The organism is Nocardia carnea NBRC 14403 (assembly GCF_000308515.1).
GTDB lineage: Bacteria > Actinomycetota > Actinomycetes > Mycobacteriales > Mycobacteriaceae > Nocardia > Nocardia carnea.
In genome coordinates this window covers 18,763-35,472 of record NZ_BAFV01000037.1, presented here as the reverse complement: position 1 = coordinate 35,472, position 16,710 = coordinate 18,763, and the positions used below count along the sequence as shown (strand labels likewise).

Here is a 16,710-nt window from a genome sequence, read left to right as displayed (position 1 = left end):
CGGCCCGCTACTAACCGCAGGCCGCAGTGCGGTAGTCCGCCGACCGCAGGATCCCGCACAGGTCGGTCCGCGAAAGCTTCCACGCACCGTCCAGATAGATGAAATGGACCACCGTCGTACGGACCGCCGTGCCCGAACCGTCCTTGTCCAGCCGCAAGGTCGCCGTCACGGTGCCGTCGTGATTGTCGAACACCGGATCGGTGACCCCGTAGACCGCCCGCGGGTTGTCCTGCAACGCCTTGTACATATCCGGAATCGCGTCCCGGAACGCGTCCCCGTCCTCGATCAGTTTCGTACGCTCCGAATCGGGCAGCGCCGGATCCAGCGCCCGCTTGATCTGGGTGTCCAGCTCCGCCGCGGTCGGCAGCGAACGCGATGCCAGCTCCTGCGAGGTCGCCGCCGCCGAGGACGACAACGCCGCCTTCGCCGACGACCGGGCCGCCGCCACCGAATCCTCGTCGACACCGGTTCCGCAGCCGGTGAGCAGTACCACCGCGGCCGCGGCCGCCACGGCGCCGCCTGCACGCATCGCGCGCACCCGCCGAGAAACAGCTGTGTACCGCATCACGTCCTGCATACCACTCTCACTGCCTGCCTTCGATCACCGAGCCGATACGCGCCAGTAGGGCCCGTACCGTCGGAACATTACGGCCCCCCGGCGGGGAAGTCGCCCGCGGCAGCAGATCCCGCACCAACGCGACCACACTGCGCGCGTCGTCGAGATCGATATCGCTCACCCGGGCTTCGGCCACGGCCACCACATCCTCCGGCCCCGGCACCTCCGAATCCAGGTCCGGACGGTAGATCTCCACCTGCAGGGTCGCCCGGACCGTGCGGAACGCGAACGTCCGCCCGTCCCCGGTACGACCGAACCCGTGCGCGAACGGACCCGTCGCCACTTCCTCGGCGGAAAACCCCGGCACCTCGTGCATCGTCGACTCCTGAACTCCGCACCGTCAGATCCGTACGGTAACCCGCCCCGCACCCGACCGGCCGCCGACACCCCACACCCCGCCGGTACAGGTGACCACCCGGTCGTGATCAGATAATCCCATGCAGTATCGGTCGTTTCCGGGCACAGCGAGACGAGCGCGACACCGGCAACCCCGCGGTACCGTCGTCGTCGTGCTGCTCGTCGCCGCCCTGCTGGCGGGTTGCTCCGGCGATTCCGATTCCGATTCCGGTGCAGGCGATGCACCCACCCGGGAACCGGCGACACCGGCGGTATCCCCGCCCGTGGCTTCCGCCCCGGCCGGGGACGTGTATCCGGTCCCCGCTCCCCTGACCTCCCTCACCGCCGATCCCGGCAGCGGTTTCCTCGCCGGCCTCGACCCGGCGGGCACCGGCCTGGTGGTACTCGATCCCGCGACCACGCCGCCCACCGGCCATCAGGTACGTCTACCGACTCCGGCCCGCGATCTCACCGCCGGTACCCCGGGCGAATTCCTCGCCGCGGGCGACGGGGTGATCCTGCGGATCGACGCCGCCGACCGCACGGTCACCGAGGTCGCGGTCGACGGCGATCTGCAGACCGTCCGCGCCCGCCCGGACGGCACCCTGATCGCCGGGACCGCCGACGGCCGCGTCCTCGTCCTGGACGGCACGGGCGAGGTCGAGCAGACCGTCACCGGGCTGGTCTCCGCCGACCGGATCGCGCTCACCGGCGATACCCTCGCTGTCCTCGACCGCCCCCAGACACTGCTCACCGAGATCGAACCCGGCTACGAGAGCCTCGGGCTGGCACTACGCGCCGGAATCGGCGCCGCGAACCTGATCGAAGCCCCCGACAACCGGGTCGTCGTCACCGACCCCGACAGCGGCCAGTTGCTGGTGTTCACCACCGAACCGCTCGTCCTCCGGCAGCGCTACCCGGTAGGATCGTCGCCTTACGCACTCGCCTACGACCGGGGTTCTGACACCGTATGGGTGACGTGCACGCAGAGCAACGAGGTCGTCGGCTACGACCTGTCGACGGGAGCACCGCAGGAGGTGGGCCGCTACCCCACCGTCCGGCAGCCGAACGCGGTAACCGTCGACGCCGATACCGGCGACCTCTACATCGGCTCGGCCACCGAACCGGGTCTGCAACGGATATCCGCGGACCAGCGCGAGAGAGGGCAGTGATGGCATCCACTCACCGTGGCGCGGCGACGCGGGCAAAACTCCCCACCGGGTGGGAAACCACCGGCGACGACTACGAGTACATCCCCTTGCGGCTCCCCCCGGACGTCACCCGTGTGACCGCGTCGATGCGGCTGGCCATCCAGGCCGAATTCGGCGGCTGGGAACTGTCCCGGGTCCGCGCCTACACCGACGGCAGCCGCCGCGTTCTGCTGCGCCGCCGCAAAACCGCGCTCACCAGCCCGGCGGGGCATACCACGGAGCTATGAACGTGCTGTACCGATTACTGCTCCGCCTGATGTTCCTGGTGCCGCCGGAACGGATCCACCGCCTCGTATTCGGGGTGATCCGCGCGGCCACCGCGTTCGCACCCACCCGTGCCCTGCTGCACCGCCTCTTCGCCGTACCCGATCCCCTCCTGCGCACCCGCGTGTTCGGGGTCGATTTCCCGGCGCCGCTCGGGCTGGCCGCCGGTTTCGACAAGGACGCCACCGGGGCGAACGCCTGGGGTGCGCTCGGCTTCGGGTTCGCCGAGGTCGGCACCGTCACCGCCGCCGCCCAGCCGGGTAATCCGCAACCCCGGTTGTTCCGGCTGCCTGCCGACCGTGCCCTGATCAACCGGATGGGTTTCAACAACCACGGGGCCGCCGCCGCGGCCGCCCGGCTGCACGGCCGCGTGCCGTCGGTACCGATCGGCGCCAATATCGGCAAGACCAAGGTTGTGGACGCCGAGCACGCCGCCGGCGATTACGCCACCAGCGCACGCCTGCTCGGACCGCACGCCGATTTCGTGGTCGTCAATGTCAGTTCCCCCAACACTCCCGGTCTGCGGGACCTGCAGGCGGTCGAATCGCTGCGTCCCGTCCTGACCGCGGTACTCGAGAGTGTGCGGGTGCCGGTGCTGGTGAAGATCGCGCCGGATCTGTCCGACGAGGATGTCGACGCGGTGGCCGATCTGGCCGTGGAACTCGGCCTCGCCGGAATCGTCGCCACCAACACCACCATCGGACGCGACGGCCTGCACAGCGATCCCGCCGCGGTCGAAGCCATCGGGGCCGGTGGGCTGTCCGGGCCGCCGGTGGCCGACCGCTCGCTGGATGTCCTGCGACGGCTCTACGCCCGCGTCGGCGGGCAGCTCGTGCTGATCTCGGTGGGCGGTATCGAAACCCCCGACCAGGCCTGGGAACGGATCCTGGCGGGCGCCTCGCTGCTCCAGGGGTATACCGGTTTCATCTATGGCGGGCCGTTGTGGACGTGGCGGATACACCGCGGGATCGCCGAGCGGCTCCGTGCCGGCGGCTACCGCAGCCTGGCCGACGCCGTGGGCGCCGGCCACACCGGGAACAGCTGACCGGCCAGGTCAGGCGGCCGAACCGCTACGGATGATGCCGGGATCGTCCCGGTACGGCGCCGGCTCGGCCGCAGCCGGGTGCTGCAGGATCTGGGCCTCCATCAGCCTCGCCTCGATCCGGTTGGCGAGCAGATGCACGACCTGTTCGAGCACCAGCCCTGCCAGTTCCGCCTGCTGTTGTGCCCGGGTCAGCGCAGCGGTGTCGTCCACCGACCGGGGGTCGGAAAGGATCTCGTCGAGTTCCATTGCGGCATAGGCCTGTTCGAATGACAGGCCAACGCCCGGCAACCAGCTCAACAGCCACGACGATCCGTGACGGGTCTGCACGCGCTCGGCGTATTCGGGGGAGATATCGCTGACCATCAGCCAGTCGGTGATATGGATGCTCACAGCTGCCTCCTCAGGGGCTCGGCACCGATACCGGGCCGGCACCACAGCCGGCGCGGCATCGCTGCCGTCGGATAAGGGCGGACCGCCGGGCGCGCTCAGCGCGCCGTCGCGGAGGATGCCTCCGGATCCGTCCCGGCGCAGGCGACGCATCGGCATGCTGCTGGATAACCGTGTGCGCGGAACCGGGCTGTCGTCATTGTCATCACCAGGCCCTCCCGTACCTCTGATCGAGGGAAACGCTATTTCCAGTGTGTCATTTGACAGTTCCGCGGGTCAATCCATATGTCAAACGCCGTCCTGCACTATGGTTATTGCCATATGTGACCGGGTCGAAACCCCTCGGCGACGGCGAAATACGAGAAAGGCCCGCGGTATGTCCCCGACCGACGACACCGCAATCGTCGCTATCCGCAATATCCTGACCCGGCTGTGCAAACGCTCCGGGCTCAGCCCCGACCGCCTGACCACCACCGAAATCGACACCACCCCCCTGCTCGACCTCCCGGTCATCCGGCGGTACGCCGCCACCCACGGCATCACCCGCACCGCCGCCGTCCTGCCCGTCGTCCGCGAACACGCCCGCCGCCTCCCGCCGACCCACCGCGTCATCACCGACGCCGAGCTGTCCCTCGGCCTGCTGCGGGACACCGAGACCACCGGAGTCGATCCCGACGACCTCTACTCGCAGGACCTCGGTGACCGCCGCGAATACCTTTCGGCGCACTGGCGCCGGCTACACGAGATCGCCGACGCCGAGGCCATTCCCCCCACGCCCACCGTGCGCTCTCTGCGCGCCACCCCCGAACGGCGTGCCTTCACCGCGCTCGCCGCGCTGCTGGTCACCGGGAACGTCTACACCGACTCGCAGCCCCTCCGAGGTACCGACCGGCACCGGTCGACCGGGAGAATCGGTACTCTCACCGTCGTCGGGGACGCCGTAATGGACCACATCTACCAAGTCGACGCGGTCCCCGGCGCCCGCGCTTACGCCCACGGAATGTTCAAGAGCGGCCCCGGAGGCAAAGGCCTCAACTGCGTAGTCGCCGCAGCGCGTCTGGGGATCGACGTCCGCTTCGTCTCCGCAGTCGGTGACGACGACGCAGGCCGCAGAATCCGTGACTACCTGCGCTCGGAGAACATCGATACCTCGCTGGTCGAAGTCGTACCGAACGCGGCCACCCCGATTACGGCACTGATCATCGACCGGGCCGGGCTTTCGGGCACCATCACCTGCACCGTTGACCGGACCCGCTTGACCGGCGACGAACTGGGCACCAGCGGTGTCCGAACGGCGCTCGCCGAATCGGACGCCGTGCTCATAACCCTGGAACCCCCCTTGCCGGTGATCGAACAAACGCTGGCCACTCTGAACTCACTCCCCGAACGTCCGATGGTCCTCGTCACCGCTGCAAGCGTGGAAACACCGCGGTTGCTCTACCCGTACCTCTCCTCGATCGACTACCTCATAGGCTCCACCCGAGAACTCGACTTCCTGATTCCCGAGGTTGCGGCACAGTCCGGTGCAGATATCGCCCATCTCCTCCAAATGCTCGGCGCCCGCGCAGTCTGTGTCGTCGAGGACTTCGGCTGCACCGTCCGTTCCGATCTCCTCAGGCTCGATATTCCGCGCTTCCAGGCAGCGGCCCTCACCGATGTTCCCGGCTCGCGGTCGGCATTCACCGGAGCACTCATCTATCGATTGCTGTCCAAACGCCGCATACCCGACCCCTCGTCGAGCACGGCCCATTATGCCGATGAGCAGGACTTCACCTGGGCTACCGCGGCCATGGTCGCCACCCAGAATTTCTCCGGAGACATTCCGGGAGCGATGCCGCCGGTCGACGAGGTCGACCGAATCATCAGACTCGCAGCCGACAGGCATTGACCAGCAGACAGCCCAGCACTCACCGCAGTTCGGTCACCTTTCGGGACGGAACAGACTATCCCCGTATCGATTTCCGACGCTACTATCGGGAAGGAGCACACGTCTCGGGCCGGATCGACAAAAGTGAACCGACGCCCCGGCGGACAGGTCCACAGCCCCATCACCTCGGGAACGACAATGACAGCAGCACCGGATTCCTCCGCTGCCGACAACGGGCACCGGTTCGTTCGTAACGGACACGAATCCCACGTGCATGTCATCCCGGTCGCCGGCGACCCGGACCTCGGGCATCTGCTGGTCTTCGGTAGGCCAGCAGATGGCTGCCTGGTGCGTGTCCACTCCCGGTGCTTCTACGGCGAATCACTGGGATCCCAGGATTGCGACTGCGGGCCTGAACTCCACAAATCCCTCGACTTCATCCAGCAGGAAGGTGTGGGCGTTCTCGTCTATCTCGAACAAGAAGGACGCGGCGCCGGCCTCGTCGCGAAAGCCATGGGCTATCGAGAATCCGAACGTACCGGAGTCGATAGCTTCACGGCCTACCACAACTTGGGATTTCCCGTCGACGCCCGCCGCTACGAGTACGCCGCCGACAGCCTGCGCGGACTCGGACTTCGGCGGATCCGCCTCCTGACCAACAACCCCGACAAAGTGCAAGCGCTACGCGAAGCCGGTCTCCTCGTCCACCCCGAGCCGATCTATACAACACCGCTGAGCGAACGTGCCTCCGCCTACCTCGAATCCAAGCGCCGCCGCCGCGGCCACTGGATTCCGCGTGGCGAACCCGAGCAGGCGCTGACATCGGCACCGGGGGGAACCCGGCCCACCCGACCCCTCCACCGGCCCGTCCCCGGAACCCCTGACCCAGACAGAACCGCCCCGCCGATTTCGTTCCCCCGATATCATGGGTGATCCGCGTCACTCACCGGTCACCGGCCGCCCCTATGGCCTCCGGCGGCAACCACCGCGAGTGTTCCGGAACCCCAGCACCTCGGGAACGGACCCATGACCACAGATATCGCCTACACCCACCGCACCGGCGTCACTGCCCGCACAGTGCCCGCGGCCTTCCAGCAGACCCTCACCCTCCGCCCGGACGCGGTCGCCCTGCGCACCGTCGGCGGCACCCAGGAGATCACCTGGCGCGACTACGGGCAACGGGTCCGCGTTATCGCCGCAGGTCTGGCCGCCCTCGGCCTCACCCGCGGCGACACAGTGGGCATCATGCTCACCAACCGGCCGGAGTTCAACCTTCTCGACACCGCCGCCCTGCATGTGGGCGCCACCCCGTTCTCCGTCTACAACACCTGCTCACCCGAGCAGATCGCGCATGTCTTCGGCAACGCCGGCAACAAGATAGTCGTCACCGAGCAGCAGTTCCTCGGCACCATCCGGGCCGCGGGCGTACCGATCGACCACCTCATCGTTGTCGACGGGCCTGCCGAAGGCGCGACCACACTCGCCGACCTCGAGGCGAACCCCGATCCGGAGTTCGATTTCGACGCCGCCTGGCAGGCCGTGGAACCCGGCGATCTCGCCACCCTCATCTACACCTCCGGCACCACCGGCCCCTCCAAGGGCGTGGAACTCACCCACAGCAATGTGCTGGCCCAGATCCTCGCCCTCACCAGCGGTCCACTCGACGTCGGTATCGAGGACCGCGCATTGTCCTATCTGCCCGCCGCCCACGTCGCGGACCGGATTTCCGGGCATGCCATCAACCTGGTCACCGGTATCCAGATCACCACCGTGCCCGATCCCCGTGAGATCGCTGCCGCCCTCCCCGATGCGCGGCCGACCGTCTTCTTCGGTGTCCCACGGGTATGGCAGAAGATCAAAGGCGGTGTCGAGGCCAAACTGGCCGCCGAAACCGGAGCCAAGAAAGCGATTGCCGGCTGGGCGGTCGCCACCGGTATCGCTGCCGCCAAAGCCGATCTGGCCGGCACCGGTCGCGGGCCGCTGCTGAATATCCAGCACCGCATCGCCGAGAAGCTGCTGCTGTCCAAGGTCCGGGCGGCACTCGGCCTGGGGGAACTCCGTGTCGCTTCCTCGGGTGCGGCACCGATCCCACCGGAAACCCTCGAATTCTTCCTCGGTCTCGGTTTCTGCGTCTCCGAGGTATGGGGGATGTCGGAAACCAGTGGTGTCGCCACCTACACCGAACTCGACAAACCCCGTCCGGGATCCGTCGGCCGCGCCGTCGACGGACTCGAACTACGGCTGGCCGACGACGGTGAGGTACTCGTCCGCGGCGCGATCATCACCCACGGTTACCGTGCCATGCCCGAGAAAACCGCCGAGGCGCTCGACGCCGAGGGCTGGTTGCACACCGGCGATGTCGGGACTCTCGATACCGACGGCTATCTGCGGATCATCGACCGCAAAAAAGAACTCATCATCAACGAAGGCGGTAAGAATATCGCCCCGAGCAATATCGAGAACGCCGTCAAGGCCGCCTCCTCGCTCGTCGGGCAAGCAGTGGCGCTCGGGGACGCCAAACCGTATATCACCGCGCTCATCGTGCTCGACCCCGATATGGCGGCCATCCGCGCGAAGGAAATCGACGCCACCGACGCCGATATCGCGACCCTCGCCCGGCACACCCGCATCGTCGACGACGTCCGCGCCGCGATCCAGGCCGGGAACGCGAAACTGTCCCGGGTGGAACAGATCAAACGGTTCACCATCGTCGATACCGTATGGGAACCCGGCGGCGACGAACTCACTCCGAAGATGTCGCTCAAACGTGCGCCGATCGCCGAGAAGTACGCCGAGCAGATCACCGCGCTCTACGCCGAGGAGGTAGCCGGCACCGTGATCGACGTACGCGGCTGAGCCGAACCGTACTCCGACAGCACTGTGGCCCCGGATCTCCCCGGGGCCACAGTGCTGTTCAGGATTCATTTCTGTTCGTAGGTACCCACCAGGGTCGCCCGCGCCAGCGTATGCGAGAACAGGTTGAACCCGAGGAAGGCCGGGGTGGCTTCCGGTGGTACACCCAGTGATTCGACATCCACCGCGTGCACCACGATGAAGTACCGATGCGGCCCGTGCCCGGCCGGCGGTGCCGCACCGACGTATCCGGCGAAACCGCCGTCGTTGCGCAGCATCACCGCGCCCGCAGGCAGGGTGCCGCCCTCACTGCCCGCGCCGGACGGCAGTTCGGTGACCGAGGCGGGGATTTCTGCCACGGCCCAATGCCAAAAACCCGAGGCGGTCGGCGCGTCCGGGTCGTACACCGTAACCGCGAAACTCTTCGTCTCCGCCGGGAAACCCGACCAGCTCAGCTGCGGGGACACATCCTTACCACCGGCCCCGAACACGCCACTGACCTGGTCGTTGCCGAGCGGCGCGCCGTCGGACACATCGGCGGACGTCACGGTGAACGACGGCACCGAGGGCAGAGCGTCATAGGGGTTGTAGGTCATGGGAACCTCTCTCGAATCGGATCAGCTGTGCAACAGAAAGTGTTCCAGGACATCGGTGCCGAATTCGAGCGCATCGACCGGCACCCGTTCGTCGACGCCGTGGAACAGCGCCGCGAAATCCAGTTCCGGCGGCAACCGCAGCGGCGCGAACCCGAAGCACCGGATCCCCAGATCCGCGAACGCCTTCGCATCGGTACCGCCGGACAGCATGTACGGCACCGTACGCCCGTCCGGATCGTGCGCCAGGATCGCCTCGTTCATCGCGTCCACGAGATGGCCGTCGAAAGTTGTTTCGTAGGAATCGAGTTTGGTGACCCATTCGCGTTCCACGTCCGGGCCGATCAGCTCGTCCACTTCACGTTCGAACTCGGCCAGCCGGCCGGGCACCACGCGGCAGTCCACCACGGCCTCCGCGGTCTGCGGAATCACGTTCGCCTTGTACCCGGCGTTCAGCATGGTCGGGTTCGCCGTATCGCGCAGGGTGGCACCGATGATCCGGGATATCGATCCCAGCTTCGCCAGTGTGCCCTCGATATCCTTACTGCCCGGCTCGAACGCGAGCCCGGTCTCCTCCGATACCGCCGCGAGGAACTCCGCCACGGAATCGGACAGTACGAGCGGAAAGGTATGTGTCCCCAGCCGGGCCACCGCAGCCGCCAGAATCGTCACCGCGTTGTCTTCGTGCAGGAACGACCCGTGCCCCGCCCGAGCCTTCGCCCGCAACCGCATCCAGCCCAGGCCTTTTTCCGCGGTCTCCACCAGATAGAGCCGCCGTTCACCACCGTCGGGACGAGGCACGGTCAGCGAGAAACCGCCGACCTCCCCCACTGCCTCGGTGATTCCGGCGAAAAGATCCGGCCGGTTCTGCACCAGCCATTGCGACCCCCATTTGCCGCCGTTCTCCTCGTCCGCCAGGAAAGCGAACACCAGGTCGCGGGGCGGCACGGTGCCTTCGATCTTGAACTGGCGGGCCACCGCCAGCATCATCCCGACCATATCCTTCATATCGATGGCGCCGCGGCCCCAGACGTACCCGTCCTGTACCGCACCGGAGAAGGGGTGCACACTCCAATCGGCCGCCTCGGCCGGCACCACATCGAGATGCCCGTGCAGCAGCAGCGCACCGCGGCTCGAATCGGCCCCGGGCAGCCGCGCGAAAACGTTCCCCCGGCCCGGCATGCCGGATTCCACGTATTCCGTGGTGTAACCGGCGTCTTCCAGCTGCCGGGCGACCCACTCGGCACATTCGCGTTCCCCCTTGGTGGTCGCCGGGTCGCCGGTGTTCGAGGTATCGAAACGGATCAGCGAGCTGACCAGATCCACCACCTCGGAGACGGCACGGGAACGAGCGGAGCCAGAGTTATCACCTGTCGCGGCCACGCACCCTTCCTACCATCAAGCGCGTCATTGATTCTTTTCGGTGTTGTGTGGTGCGTTGCGTGTGTCGGTGAGCCCGCGCGACAATCTGTACATCAATGCCTTGATGCGCATATCTACGTATGACAATTTATCTTCTGCGGTCGACTCCGAGCACCACGACGAGGCCTCATGGCGCGGGTTACCTGTTCGTGGGAAACGCACGCTTCCAGGTGCGCACTTCTGTGAAACCTTGCGGCCCAAGTACTTTCAGGGCCTCCCACCGGGGCCGACTCCCCCGCCGGTACCTGCCGGCGAGCGGGGCGTGCGCCTACTTGTCGGGCAGTTCGCTGAGCACCCGACGCAGATGATCGCGGCTCTCCCCCGGGGTGGGTGCGATGACGCTGAGCTTGTTCATCACCGTCATATACACCTCCACCTCGTGCTTCTTCTCGAGGTAGTGCGAGGTGGTCAACTGCTCCATGTAGACCATATCCGGCAGCTCCGGCTCCGGGAAGCGCAGGATGCTGAACGAACCGCCCGCAGCGGGATGCCCACCGATCTCGTAGGGCAGCACCTGGATCTTCACGTTCGGCCGGTCGGACACCGCGATCAGGTGTTCGATCTGGCCGCGGAGCACCGCATAACCCCCGACCGGGCGGCGCAGCGCGTTCTCGTCCACCACCGCCCACAGTGTCGGGGCCGAGGCGCGGCTGAGGATCTCCTGGCGGCGCATCCGCACGCCCACCCGACGTTCGGTGTCCTCTTCGTTGAACAGTTTGATCACCGAGCGCGCATAGGCTTCGGTCTGCAGCAGGCCGGGGACGAACTGCGCCTCATAGGTGCGGATCGTGGTAGCGGCCTGTTCGAGGCCGATATAGGTTTCGAACCACGGCGGCAGCAGATCGTTGAACGGTTGCCACCAGCCCGGATCGTTGGCCTTCTTCATCAACTCCAGATAGACCGAAAGCTTCTCCGGATCGTCGACACCGTAGAGCCTCAGCAGATCCAGCAGATCGCGTTCCCGGAACCGGGTGCGGCCCAATTCGAGGCGACTGATCTTGGCGTGCGAACCGCGGATATGCTCCCCCGCGTCCTCGCGGCTGATACCGCACGCCTCGCGCAGTTGCCGCAGCCGGCTACCGAGCGATATACGCAATACGGTAGGCCCGCGATCGGCTTCTGCCTTATCCGGGAGATCGGAATCGTCCTGCTCGTTAGTCATGATCGCCTCTGGCCAATTCGTGCTGTGCTGCATCGTACGGCGCCCGCCGCCGACGAACCGCACCGGTCGGCAGGCGATCCTACTCTCAAGTAGGCACTGAATATCGGTAACGCGCCCACACCGGGCGGCCCCGGCATCCCCACGGCAACCCGCTGCCGCGCCCCTCGCCTCGAATTCTACAGCGCCGCATATCCGTAGCTTCTCGCACGTTTGCGCGCGCTGTCGACACTGTTTGCGTAAACTCCCCCACGACACGACGATCCGGCCTCACAACCACGAAGACCTGGGGAGATGACATCGATGAGGGCACCGGAAGCAGGTGCGGGTACCGCGGAAGCCGTCCCCAGCATACCGCCTGCCCGCCCGAATCGCGACAACCGACCGGCCGGTCCGGTCGCACACCTCCTCGGTGAGCCCACCGGGCGGAAACGCCGCTACAGCCGGGGCGGTCACATTCGCCCGGCGTCCCCGTCGGCTGCCACTGCAGCTACCCCACCGATACCCGTAAGACCTTGGGCGGCAACTACTTTTCGTCGCGTCCCCGCGATGCCCCGGACTGTTCTGCATCGGTGCGGAACGCTAGGCTCGCGCGCAACCATCCGGGCCCGGATTCGCCGTGAACCCGCGGCATTTCGAGAACGAATCACCACCTGATACACCGAGAAAAACTGGAGGGTCGTATGTCCGACGAAGTCACCGCCATCGAGATCCGCAAGAAACTGACCGAGGTCCTCACTCATTCCAGTATCGACCTCGCGACCTCCAAAGACGGTGTCAACTGGGCCACCAGCGCGTTCTTCGCCAACCTCGACGAAGACCTGTTCCGCCTCACACTGATCCTCGAGAACCGCGGCCGCACGCTGGATCAGCTCAGGGCCAATCCCAATGTGGGAGTGAAAGTCGTGCCGGGCGGTATCGCCGATCCGTTCGCCCAGGGCCTCGGCACGGTGACCCTGCGCGACGACAGCGAACGCGATGAGACCTTCCAGGCGTTGCTGCGCAAGGAACCGCAGGTCGAACCGTTCTTCGCCGCACCGGTCACCGCGGTCGTCATCGATATCGACTGGTGGCGGGTCACCCATCTGGGTGGCGGCTGGCTGCCGGGCAAGGTGCTCGAACGCGGCAACGGAGCCTGAGCGCACGCCCGCTGCCGCCCGGTCTTACCATCACGCTGTTGGATCGATAATGCAGAGAGAGGTTTTCATGGCCGAACCGGCTCCTCGGACGGGGGTTCGCGCACCGGTCGGGGTGGATACCACCCGGCCGAGCATCGCCCGCGTCTACGACTACAGCCTCGGCGGTAAGGACAACTACGACGTCGACCGTGTGGCCTTCGAGCAGATCCTGGAATACGCCCCGCGGCAGGGTGATGTCTCCCGGATGAACCGGCGCTGGCTGCACCGGGTCGTCAGGTACCTGGCCGGGCCGGCCGGAATCGACCAGTTCCTCGATATCGGCGCCGGCCTGCCGACCGTGGGCAACACCCATCAGATCGCGCAGCAGGAGAACCCGGAAGCCAAGGTCGTCTACGTCGACAACGATCCGGTGTGCAACGCGCACGGCCGGGTCCTGCTCGAGCAGAACGAGAACACCCATTTCGTCTCCGGCGATGTCCTCGAGGAGCGCACGCTCCTGGAGAACAAGAACGTTCTGCAGTACCTGGATCCGGACCGGCCGATGGCGATCATCCTGTGCGGGCTGCTACATCACCTCGACGACGAACTCGACCCACCGGGCGTGATGCGCGAATACATCTCCCGGCTCCCGGCCGGATCGTATGTCGCGATCACCAATTTCTGGGATCCGGCCGACGAGAACCCGGAACTCCACGCACTCGCGAAGAAACTCGAGCGGGCTTTCACCGAAATGGGTCTGGGCTCGGGGTGGTACCGCACCCGCGAACAGCAGCTCGAATACTTCGAGGGACTGGAACTCATACCGCCGGGGTTCACCGAGCTCGAGGATTGGTGGCCGTCGGGCCCGCCCACCCGGCAGCGACTGCCGGAGGAACAGGTCGTGATCGGCGGGGTCGGGTACAAACCGGGCGTTCCCGCAGCGCGGCTGCACAGTATCGACGGAGGCAGATAGCCGGGATCCGGGGGCGGCCACGCACGCTGCGGTAGCGTGTATCTCGAATCGGGTTACGTGACACCACTTTCCGCCCCCATCCGGGCGATGACGCAGCACCGCATTCGGGCGTACCGCGCTCCGGCGCGAAGAATGTTGCCGCGCACGGTGTTCACGATATTGCTCACCTCGCGGCGACGTTCTACGCTGAGTGATCCGACTCACACTTCGTTCGCTTGTTCATTTCGTGCAGAGCAGAGAGAGGTCGATATGGCCGAGCCGGCTTCCCGGATCCGCCCCCGCAAGCCCGTCGGGGTGGATACCACCCGCGCCAGTATCGCCCGCGTCTACGACTACAGCCTCGGCGGTAAGGACAACTACGACGTCGACCGGTCGGCCTACCAGCAGATCCTGGAGGTGGCACCGCGGCAGGGCGATGTCTCCATCATGAACCGTCGATGGTTGCATCGCGTGGTCCGGTATCTGGCCGGAACCTCGGGGATCGACCAGTTCCTCGATATCGGCGCCGGCCTGCCCACGGTCGCCAATACGCACGAGATCGCGCAGCAGCTCATCCCCGAGGCTCAAGTGGTCTACGTAGACAACGATCCCGTGTGCAATGCGCACGGGCGGGTCCTGCTCGAACAGAACGAGAACACCCATTTCGTCTCCGCGGACCTCCTCGAGGAGGGCACGCTGCTGGCCGCATCCGATATCACCAAATACCTGGATATGGACCGCCCCATCGGGCTCATCCTGTGCGGTTTGCTGCACCATATCGACGAGCAGTTCGATCCGGTGGGCCTGATGCGCGACTACGTCGAACTACTTCCCGCAGGTTCCTATCTCGCGATCAGCCATTTCTACGATCCCGGCCCACAGGATCCGGAACTGCACGCATTGGCTCGCGAACTCGAACGACGGTTCACCGAAAAGGGGCTGGGCTCGGGGTGGTACCGCACCAGCGAGGAAATCCTCGAATACTTCGGCGGTCTCGAACTCGTCGCACCGGGTCTGGTTCAGCTCGACGAATGGTGGCCCGCCGGTCCGCCGCTGCGTGAGCGGTTCCCGGAAGAGAATGTCATGGTCGGCGGTATCGCCTACAAACCCTGAGACGCCGGCGCATCGACCGTCGCGGCGGCTGTCTCCCCACGTCGCCGCGCAAGATTCCACTGGCCGGCCCTCGCCAGGTCTGTGTTCCGCGTTCCGAGCGTTCGGAAAAAATGCTGTCCGCCCCGCGTGCACCCGGCCGAAACCACCGGTGACAGCGAGGATACGAGAGGAACCCGGCCGCACAGCACGACCGGGATCGAAACGCCGTCCGCTCGGCCGTTCCCGGCCCCGCAGCTCAGCCGTTCAGGGCATGGAATGCGGCGAGCACTCCGGCCGGGATTCGGCCGCGTGCCGATACCTCGTGACCGTTGCGCTGGGCCCATTCCCGGACCACCCTCGCCGAGGCCGACCGGCCCGGCCGTTCCCGTTTGGTCCGCCCGGCCCGTCCGGCCTTGCGGGCGAACGGGGTCCATTTTCCGAAGACTGCGCGCAATTCCCCCGCGTTGGCTTCGGTCAGGTCGATCTCGTACGTCACTCCCTCGAGTGCGAACACCACCGTTTCGGCTGCGGGTGATTCGCCGTCGAGGTCATCGATCAAGCTGATGACGACCTTGCGCGCCATGGGCCTACTCCTCCGATCCCCGAATACATTGCCACCTATGACATCAACAACCCCGCGGCCGCGCGAAATCCGGGCCTGCCCGCAGCACCGGCACCGCCACCTCTCCCGGGGGATGTGAGCATACCGCCAAGGGCGAATGCTCCGACGCCGGGGCGGAATACGGGCCGGCGGGCTACCGTGACGGGCAGACCAGAGAGGATCGGCCGGATGAACACACACCGCGGCGACGAACCCGAGACCCTGGAGTTCGGACTCCCCCACCTGGCGATGACCGCTCTCGCCTGGGGTGCACCGGACGGGCGGCTCGCGCTGTGCCTACACGGTTTCCCCGATAGTGCCTGGACCTGGCGTCATCTCGGCCCCGCGCTCGCCGATCGCGGTTTCCGCGTGATCGCCCCCTTCACCCGGGGGTATGCCCCGACGGCGGTACCGGCCGATGGGGTCTATCACCTCGGCGCTCTCGCGTACGACGCGCTCGCGATCCATCGCGCGTTCGGCGCTCCGGACGATGCCGTGCTGATCGGCCACGACTGGGGAGCGTTGACCGCCGGTACAATTGCCGCCGATCCCGAGTGTCCGTTCGGAAAGGTGGTCTCACTCGCCGTGCCGCCGGTGCCCGGTATGCGGCCGGAGCGGGCGGCGACACTGCGGTCGGCGGGGGCGTATCTGCGCCAGCTGCGCTACAGCTGGTACATCCTGTTCAACCAGTTGCCCGGCGTCGCCGAACGTGCACTCGACCGGCTGGTTCCGCGACTGTGGGAGGACTGGTCGCCCGGCTACCCGGCGGCGGACGATATCGCGCATGCGCTCGATGCCCTGCCCATGGGCGCCCACCGGACGGCGGCGCTGTCCTACTATCGCGCGTTCGTGCGGGTGACCGCGAAGGTTCCCGAACCGTATGCCGGACCACACCGGTTCTGGAATCAGGCTCCGCGGGTGCCGATGCTGTATCTGCACGGTTCGGCGGATACGACGTTGCATCCGGCGTTCACGGCCGGTGTCGCCGATGTCCTCGCCCCGGCGGGCGGGGCCGTCGAGATGGTTCCGGGGGCGGGGCATTTCCTGCATCTGGAACAGCCCGATGCGATTGCCGGACTGATCGGCGATTTCTTCACCGACGGCTCCGTGCCGCGGAGCTGATCGGTTCCGGCGATCGGTTGTCGTCATCGGGGCCGCTTCGGGAGGTACCTCTCGGGACACACACCCGTGATA

At 66.6% G+C, this 16,710-nt stretch carries 17 protein-coding genes; 10 read left to right on the top strand and 7 right to left on the bottom strand.

All coding sequences use genetic code 11. The annotated features are described in order from the left end of the window. Window positions 1-10 precede the first annotated feature (10 nt). Window positions 11-529 carry a WKL family lipoprotein gene (locus ON22_RS12515; protein WP_086007722.1) on the bottom strand — a complete coding sequence of 173 codons (519 nt, stop codon included), beginning with the start codon at window positions 527-529 and terminating at the stop codon, window positions 11-13. A gap of 55 nt (window positions 530-584) precedes the next feature. Continuing rightward, window positions 585-932 (bottom strand): hypothetical protein, encoded by a 348-nt coding sequence (locus ON22_RS12510; RefSeq protein WP_033246165.1) that lies wholly within the window; start codon window positions 930-932, stop codon window positions 585-587. Window positions 933-1,125: 193 nt separating this feature from the next. Here ON22_RS12510 and ON22_RS12505 point away from each other — a divergent pair, with 193 nt between their 5' ends. From ON22_RS12505 to ON22_RS12495, 3 genes are read left to right on the top strand one after another with little or no spacing between them, the layout of a single operon-like run. Beyond that, a complete protein-coding gene (locus ON22_RS12505) occupies window positions 1,126-2,124 on the top strand; it encodes a YncE family protein (protein WP_033246166.1) in 999 nt (332 codons plus the stop codon). Next, window positions 2,124-2,390 (top strand): DUF5703 family protein, encoded by a 267-nt coding sequence (locus ON22_RS12500; protein WP_033246167.1) that lies wholly within the window; start codon window positions 2,124-2,126, stop codon window positions 2,388-2,390. The genes ON22_RS12505 and ON22_RS12500 overlap by 1 nt, the downstream gene beginning before the upstream one ends. 5 nt (window positions 2,391-2,395) lie before the next feature. After that, window positions 2,396-3,472 carry a quinone-dependent dihydroorotate dehydrogenase gene (locus ON22_RS12495; RefSeq protein ID WP_033246266.1) on the top strand — a complete coding sequence of 359 codons (1,077 nt, stop codon included), beginning with the start codon at window positions 2,396-2,398 and terminating at the stop codon, window positions 3,470-3,472. Between the two features lie 9 nt (window positions 3,473-3,481). On the opposite strand, the gene ON22_RS12490 is transcribed toward ON22_RS12495, so the two are convergent. After that, window positions 3,482-3,862, bottom strand: coding sequence for a hypothetical protein (locus ON22_RS12490; RefSeq protein ID WP_063820583.1), 381 nt, complete (start codon window positions 3,860-3,862; stop codon window positions 3,482-3,484). Window positions 3,863-4,235: 373 nt separating this feature from the next. Between ON22_RS12490 and ON22_RS12485 the strand changes: the two genes are divergently transcribed. The 3 genes from ON22_RS12485 (at window position 4,236) to ON22_RS12475 (ending at window position 8,582) form a co-directional block, all read left to right on the top strand. Further along, on the top strand, window positions 4,236-5,747 hold the full coding sequence (locus tag ON22_RS12485) for a carbohydrate kinase family protein (protein WP_033246168.1): 1,512 nt from the start codon (window positions 4,236-4,238) through the stop codon (window positions 5,745-5,747). Between the two features lie 177 nt (window positions 5,748-5,924). After that, window positions 5,925-6,659, top strand: coding sequence for a GTP cyclohydrolase II (locus ON22_RS12480; protein ID WP_081595534.1), 735 nt, complete (start codon window positions 5,925-5,927; stop codon window positions 6,657-6,659). 93 nt (window positions 6,660-6,752) lie between these two features. After that, window positions 6,753-8,582, top strand: coding sequence for an AMP-dependent synthetase/ligase (locus tag ON22_RS12475; protein ID WP_033246169.1), 1,830 nt, complete (start codon window positions 6,753-6,755; stop codon window positions 8,580-8,582). A 65-nt stretch (window positions 8,583-8,647) separates the two neighbouring features. Here the strand turns inward: ON22_RS12475 and ON22_RS12470 are convergent, their stop codons facing one another. From ON22_RS12470 to ON22_RS12460, 3 genes are all read right to left on the bottom strand, one after another. Next, entirely contained in the window at window positions 8,648-9,175 is a 528-nt protein-coding gene (locus tag ON22_RS12470; protein ID WP_033246170.1) for a YbhB/YbcL family Raf kinase inhibitor-like protein, read from the bottom strand. Between the two features lie 21 nt (window positions 9,176-9,196). Next, complete coding sequence (locus ON22_RS12465; protein WP_081595533.1) at window positions 9,197-10,555, bottom strand: M20/M25/M40 family metallo-hydrolase; 1,359 nt, start codon at window positions 10,553-10,555, stop codon at window positions 9,197-9,199. A gap of 307 nt (window positions 10,556-10,862) precedes the next feature. Next, window positions 10,863-11,756, bottom strand: a complete 894-nt coding sequence (locus ON22_RS12460) for a Sco1979 family transcriptional regulator (protein ID WP_033246171.1) — start codon at window positions 11,754-11,756, stop codon at window positions 10,863-10,865. Window positions 11,757-12,436: 680 nt separating this feature from the next. On the opposite strand from ON22_RS12460, the gene ON22_RS34600 reads away from it, so the two are divergent. From ON22_RS34600 to ON22_RS12445, 3 genes are all read left to right on the top strand, one after another. Beyond that, entirely contained in the window at window positions 12,437-12,892 is a 456-nt protein-coding gene (locus tag ON22_RS34600) for a hypothetical protein (protein ID WP_051157555.1), read from the top strand. 49 nt (window positions 12,893-12,941) lie between these two features. Then, on the top strand, window positions 12,942-13,844 hold the full coding sequence (locus ON22_RS12450) for an SAM-dependent methyltransferase (RefSeq protein WP_231508713.1): 903 nt from the start codon (window positions 12,942-12,944) through the stop codon (window positions 13,842-13,844). Window positions 13,845-14,093: 249 nt separating this feature from the next. After that, on the top strand, window positions 14,094-14,936 hold the full coding sequence (locus tag ON22_RS12445; RefSeq protein WP_033246172.1) for an SAM-dependent methyltransferase: 843 nt from the start codon (window positions 14,094-14,096) through the stop codon (window positions 14,934-14,936). 235 nt (window positions 14,937-15,171) lie between these two features. Here ON22_RS12445 and ON22_RS12440 read toward each other — a convergent pair whose 3' ends face one another. Then, the gene (locus ON22_RS12440) at window positions 15,172-15,498 is read right to left on the bottom strand and encodes a histone-like nucleoid-structuring protein Lsr2 (protein WP_033246173.1); all 327 of its coding nucleotides are present in this window, start codon (window positions 15,496-15,498) and stop codon (window positions 15,172-15,174) included. 207 nt (window positions 15,499-15,705) lie between these two features. Between ON22_RS12440 and ON22_RS12435 the strand changes: the two genes are divergently transcribed. Next, a complete protein-coding gene (locus tag ON22_RS12435; RefSeq protein ID WP_033246174.1) occupies window positions 15,706-16,638 on the top strand; it encodes an alpha/beta fold hydrolase in 933 nt (310 codons plus the stop codon). Window positions 16,639-16,710: the final 72 nt, after the last annotated feature.

What these genes read in the sequence shown, in the direction of transcription:
- ON22_RS12475 (WP_033246169.1), top strand. Translation starts at nt 6,753, where the DNA reads ATGACCACAGATATCGCCTACACCCACCGCACCGGCGTCACTGCCCGC.
- ON22_RS34600 (WP_051157555.1), top strand. Translation starts at nt 12,437, where the DNA reads ATGTCCGACGAAGTCACCGCCATCGAGATCCGCAAGAAACTGACCGAG.
- ON22_RS12460 (WP_033246171.1), bottom strand. Translation starts at nt 11,756, where the DNA reads ATGACTAACGAGCAGGACGATTCCGATCTCCCGGATAAGGCAGAAGCC.
- ON22_RS12450 (WP_231508713.1), top strand. Translation starts at nt 12,942, where the DNA reads ATGCAGAGAGAGGTTTTCATGGCCGAACCGGCTCCTCGGACGGGGGTT.
- ON22_RS12485 (WP_033246168.1), top strand. Translation starts at nt 4,236, where the DNA reads ATGTCCCCGACCGACGACACCGCAATCGTCGCTATCCGCAATATCCTG.
- ON22_RS12515 (WP_086007722.1), bottom strand. Translation starts at nt 529, where the DNA reads ATGCGTGCAGGCGGCGCCGTGGCGGCCGCGGCCGCGGTGGTACTGCTC.
- ON22_RS12435 (WP_033246174.1), top strand. Translation starts at nt 15,706, where the DNA reads ATGAACACACACCGCGGCGACGAACCCGAGACCCTGGAGTTCGGACTC.
- ON22_RS12470 (WP_033246170.1), bottom strand. Translation starts at nt 9,175, where the DNA reads ATGACCTACAACCCCTATGACGCTCTGCCCTCGGTGCCGTCGTTCACC.
- ON22_RS12440 (WP_033246173.1), bottom strand. Translation starts at nt 15,498, where the DNA reads ATGGCGCGCAAGGTCGTCATCAGCTTGATCGATGACCTCGACGGCGAA.
- ON22_RS12445 (WP_033246172.1), top strand. Translation starts at nt 14,094, where the DNA reads ATGGCCGAGCCGGCTTCCCGGATCCGCCCCCGCAAGCCCGTCGGGGTG.
- ON22_RS12500 (WP_033246167.1), top strand. Translation starts at nt 2,124, where the DNA reads ATGGCATCCACTCACCGTGGCGCGGCGACGCGGGCAAAACTCCCCACC.
- ON22_RS12510 (WP_033246165.1), bottom strand. Translation starts at nt 932, where the DNA reads ATGCACGAGGTGCCGGGGTTTTCCGCCGAGGAAGTGGCGACGGGTCCG.
- ON22_RS12480 (WP_081595534.1), top strand. Translation starts at nt 5,925, where the DNA reads ATGACAGCAGCACCGGATTCCTCCGCTGCCGACAACGGGCACCGGTTC.